The organism is Sphingomonas bacterium, from assembly GCF_903643065.1.
Taxonomy (GTDB): domain Bacteria; phylum Pseudomonadota; class Alphaproteobacteria; order Sphingomonadales; family Sphingomonadaceae; genus Sphingomonas.
Window position 1 is genome coordinate 1 of sequence record NZ_CAHJWX010000253.1, and the last position, 4,265, is coordinate 4,265.

Consider the following 4,265-nt stretch of genomic DNA (forward strand, 5'->3'; position numbering starts at 1 on the left):
CAGCGCCAGCGCGATCAGCGTCGCGGCGGCGGTGGTCGCGATCGCCTCGGCAAGGAACTGCCCGGCCAGCGCGCGGCGGGTGCCGCCCATTACCTTGCGCAGCGCGACCTCGCGCGCGCGCAGCCCGGCGCGCGCCGTCGCGAGATTGACGTAGTTGGCGACCGCGATGAGCAGCGCCAGCAGCCCCACCGTCCCGAGCGCCGCGACCACCGCCCGGTCGCGCGGCTCGGCCAGGTGGAGCGACGCGAGCGGTGCCAGCGTCTCGGTCAGCTTGAGCTTGTCGGACGGCCCCTCGAAGTGAGGGTCGGGATGGCGCGCGTCGAACGCCGGGAGCTGAGCGGCGCGTGTCGCCGCTGCCGCCGGCTTGTCAAAGCGCAGGAAGGTGACCAGGCCGGCGCCGCGCTGGCTGAAGAGCTGCGCGTCGGGACGCAGTTGCACGAAGATGTCGTTGCGATGGGTAAACGCCACCGGCAGGTCGCGGATCAGCGCGCCGACGCGAAACAGCCGGGGCTTGCCGTCCAGCGTCACCGCCAACGTCCGCCCGAGCGGCGAGCGGGTGCCCAGATAGGTGTGCGCGATCCGCTCGGTCACCACCGCGCCGTCGGGCGTGCGCAGCGTCGCGGCCGGGTCGCCGGCCAGCACCGGTAGTGAAAACAGTGCGAAGTAATCCGGATCGACCTGTCCCAGCTTCTCGATCGCGCTGCCCCGGCCCGCCTGCACGGCGACGTCGCCACTGAGCAGGCGGGTTCCCACCGTGCCCGGATAGTCGGCGCGCAGGTTCGCCAGCATGTCGACCCGGGAGGGAATGCTGACGCGCGCCACGCCGGCGAACTGCATCGTCCGCTGCACCACCCACAGCCGGTCCCAGCCCGGCAGCACGCGATCGTAGCCGGTCTCGAACTCGACGAAGAGGAACAGCACCAGGAACACCGCGATGCCCAGCGCCAGCCCGCCGATGTTGAGCACGGCATGAAGCCGGTGGCGGGTCAACGAGCGATGGAGCGTGAGGAGCGTGTCGTTCACCGCGGTCTCCTACTCGTGGCGCAGCGCGCGCGCGGGCTCGGCGCGGGCGACGCGCCAGGCCTGGCCGGTGACGGTGAGCGCGGCGATCAGCACCGCCACCAGGCTCGCGCCGGCGAAGAACAGCGGCGACAGCGCGACCCGGTCGTCGAAGCCCGACAGCCATCGCCGCATCGCGACGAACGCGATCGGCCAGGCGAGCAGGTTGGCGAGGAGTACCGGGCGCAGAAATTGGCCGACGAGCAACTTGAGGACGTCACCGGTCGATGCGCCCAGCGTCTTCCTGATGCCGATCTCCTTGACGCGCCGCGCGGTGTCAAAGGCGGCGAGGCCATACAGCCCGATACACCCGATCGCCACCGCCAGCACCGCGCCGATCGTGAACAGCCGCGAGCGTTGCGCGTCCGCCTTGTAGTAGCGGTCGAACAAATTCTCCTCGACCGAGCGCGCCTCGAACGGGACGCCCGGCACGGCGCGCTTCCACGCCGCTTCCAGCGCGGCCATCATCGTCCTGGCGTCGACGCCGCTATAGCGTACCGCGCCATAGGGCGAGAGGACGTCGACCGTGTTGTAGGTGTAGGCGACCGGATCGACCGGATCGCGCGGGCTGCGGAACCGGATGTCGTCGACCACGCCGATGATCGTCGAGGTCCGGGCGTCATTGCTGATCGGCTGTCCGAGCGCCGCCCGTGGCGAGGCGAAGCCGAGCGCGGTCACCGCCTTGCGATTGATGACCACGTTGCTGCCGAGCCGCTTGCGCGCCTCGGCCGACATCAGGCCCCGGTCGTCGGCGTGCGCGGCATCGAACAGGCGGCCGGCGATCAGCCGTGCGCCATAGACGGCGAAATAATCGCGGCCGGTCCCTACATCCATCAGCGACACTTTCGGGCCGGTCGCGCCCGGCCGGTGATAGCCCGAAAAGTTGGTCGTGGACTGGTCGCCCGGCGCGTTGTTGGCGACGGTGACGCCGGTGACATGCGACACCCGGGCAAGGCCGCGCAGGATCGCGGCGCGTTGCGCGTCGTCGATGCCGCCGGCGAACATCGACCGCACGATCACCAGCCCGTCGCGGCGGAAGCCCAGATCGGCGGCGCGGACGTGCGCGGTCTGCGTCAGCATCGTCGCCGTGGCGATCGCAAAGGCGATGGCGATGGCGAACTGGACCACCACCAGTGCGCCGCGCAGTCGCGCGCCGGCCCGTCCGCCACCCGGCGCGCGGGTGGAGGCGAGCACGGCGGCTGGGCGGAAACCGGAGAGGACGAAGGCCGGGTAGAGGCCGGCGACCAGCCCGATCGCCAGCACCAGCGCCGCGAGCGGCGGCACGATGCCGTCCGCGCCCAGATAGCGGATCGCCAGCGTCGTGCCGCCGAGCGCGTTGACGAACGGCAGCGCGATCTCGGCCAGCGCCAGCCCGATCAGCGCCGCGAGCGCGACGGTTGCGAGCGCCTCGCCCAGGAACTGACCCACCAGCGCGAAGCGCGTGCCGCCGAGCACCTTGCGCATCGCGACCTCGCGCGCCCGCAGACCGGCGCGCGCCGTCGCCAGATTGACGTAGTTGACGATCGCGATCAGCAGCGTCAGCAGCCCGACGATGCCGAGCGTCGCCACCACGGCGCGGTCGCCGGGCGTGTAGAGGTGCATGCCGGTCAGCGGCCGTAGCGACAAGAAATACTCGCCTTTCTTGATGTTGTTGCTCGAATAGGCGTGGCGGTCGAGGAAGCCGGGCAGCTGCGCCTCGAACGCGCGCGCCGCGCCCGCGTCGGGGAAACGCAGCAGGGTGGTCAGCGACGTGCTGCCCCAATGATCCCACCACTCGTTGCCGAACCGCGCGGGCACCAGCTGCGCAAACATGTCGTCCTTGAACGTCACGTTGTCGGGCATGTCGCGCAGCACGGCGCCGACGCGATAGGTATAGTCCACGCCATCGATCGAGATCCGCAGCGTCTGCCCGATCGCCGGCTGGCTGCCGAAATACTTGCGTGCGGTCTTCTGGGTGACGACGAGGCCGTTCGGATCGGCCAGCGTCGCGGTCGGATCGCCCTCGATTGCAGGAAAGCGCATCAGCGACAGGTAGTTCGGGCCGACCGTCGCGAGCACCTCGGCGGTCGCCTGCGCGCCTTGGCGAACGGTGGCGGTCATCTGGACATATCGCGTGCCGACGAGCTGCGGATAGTCCGCGCGCAGGATGTTGAGTTCGTTGCCCATCGTCTGCGGGTTGGTGTCGGGCGGATAGCCCGGCATGACATAGCGTTCCTCCACCACCCACAGCTTGTCTTGGTCGGGCAGCACGCGATCGAACCCGGTCTCGAAGCGCACGAACAGGAACAGGACGATGAACGTGGCGATGCCGAGCGCGAGGCCGCCGATGTTGAGCAGCGCGAACAGCCGGTGGCGGGTCAGCGAGCGGTAGAGCGAGGTCAGCATCTCAGGCCGCCCGGCGCGCGGAGGAGAGGATGCGCCCGTCGAGCATGTGCACCGTGCGCTTGGCGACATCGGCGTGCGCGGGCGAGTGCGTCACCATGATGATGGTGGCGCCGTCGCCGTTGAGCTGGCTCAGCATGTCCATCACCTGCGCGCCGTTCTCGGTATCGAGGTTGCCGGTCGGCTCGTCGGCGAGGATCAGGCGCGGCTCGCCGACGATCGCGCGCGCGATGGCGGCGCGCTGCTGCTGCCCGCCCGACAGCTGGTGGGGGTGATGACCGCGCCGATGCGCGATGCCGACGCGGTCCATCGCGGCGGCGACGCGGTCCTTCTTCTCCTTGCCCGGCATCGCGCGATAGGCGAGGCCGAGCGCCACGTTCTCCGCGATCGTCAGCTCGTCGATCAGGTTGAAGCTCTGGAACACGAAGCCCAGCCGGTCGCGCCGCAACCGCGCCAGCTCGGCCTCGGGCGCGGCGGCGATGTCGGCGCCCTCGAACAGGTATTTGCCCCCCGTCGGCCGGTCTATCGTGCCCAGCACGTTGAGCAGCGTCGACTTGCCGCAGCCCGACGGGCCCATGATCGCGACGAACTCGCCCGCGTCGACCAACAGGTCGATGTCGGCCAGCGCGGTCGTCTCGACCTCGTCGGAGGCATAGGTGCGGCTGACGTCGTGGAGCTGGATCATGGCGGGTCCTATCGCAGGAGAAGGGTGTGGTAGGGGGCGTAGGTGCCGAGCGCGGTGGTGACGATGCGCTCGCCCGGGGCGAGGCCGGCGGTGACCTCCACCTGATCGGGGTTGCGCCGCCCGGTGGTGATCGCGCGGC

At 70.3% G+C, this 4,265-nt stretch carries 3 protein-coding genes; all 3 read right to left on the reverse strand.

Annotation, left to right across the window (positions count from 1 at the left end):
* The coding region (locus HUU95_RS09665; RefSeq protein WP_174279921.1) for an ABC transporter permease at positions 1 to 1,023 on the reverse strand (1,023 nt) is incomplete at its 3' end.
* A gap of 9 nt (positions 1,024 to 1,032) precedes the next feature.
* Positions 1,033 to 3,444 (reverse strand): ABC transporter permease, encoded by a 2,412-nt coding sequence (locus tag HUU95_RS09670; RefSeq protein WP_174279922.1) that lies wholly within the window; start codon positions 3,442 to 3,444, stop codon positions 1,033 to 1,035.
* A gap of 1 nt (position 3,445) precedes the next feature.
* Complete coding sequence (locus HUU95_RS09675) at positions 3,446 to 4,126, reverse strand: ABC transporter ATP-binding protein (RefSeq protein ID WP_174279923.1); 681 nt, start codon at positions 4,124 to 4,126, stop codon at positions 3,446 to 3,448.
* Positions 4,127 to 4,265 lie beyond the last annotated feature (139 nt).

What these genes read in the sequence shown, in the direction of transcription:
- HUU95_RS09670 (WP_174279922.1), bottom strand. Translation starts at nt 3,444, where the DNA reads ATGCTGACCTCGCTCTACCGCTCGCTGACCCGCCACCGGCTGTTCGCG.
- HUU95_RS09675 (WP_174279923.1), bottom strand. Translation starts at nt 4,126, where the DNA reads ATGATCCAGCTCCACGACGTCAGCCGCACCTATGCCTCCGACGAGGTC.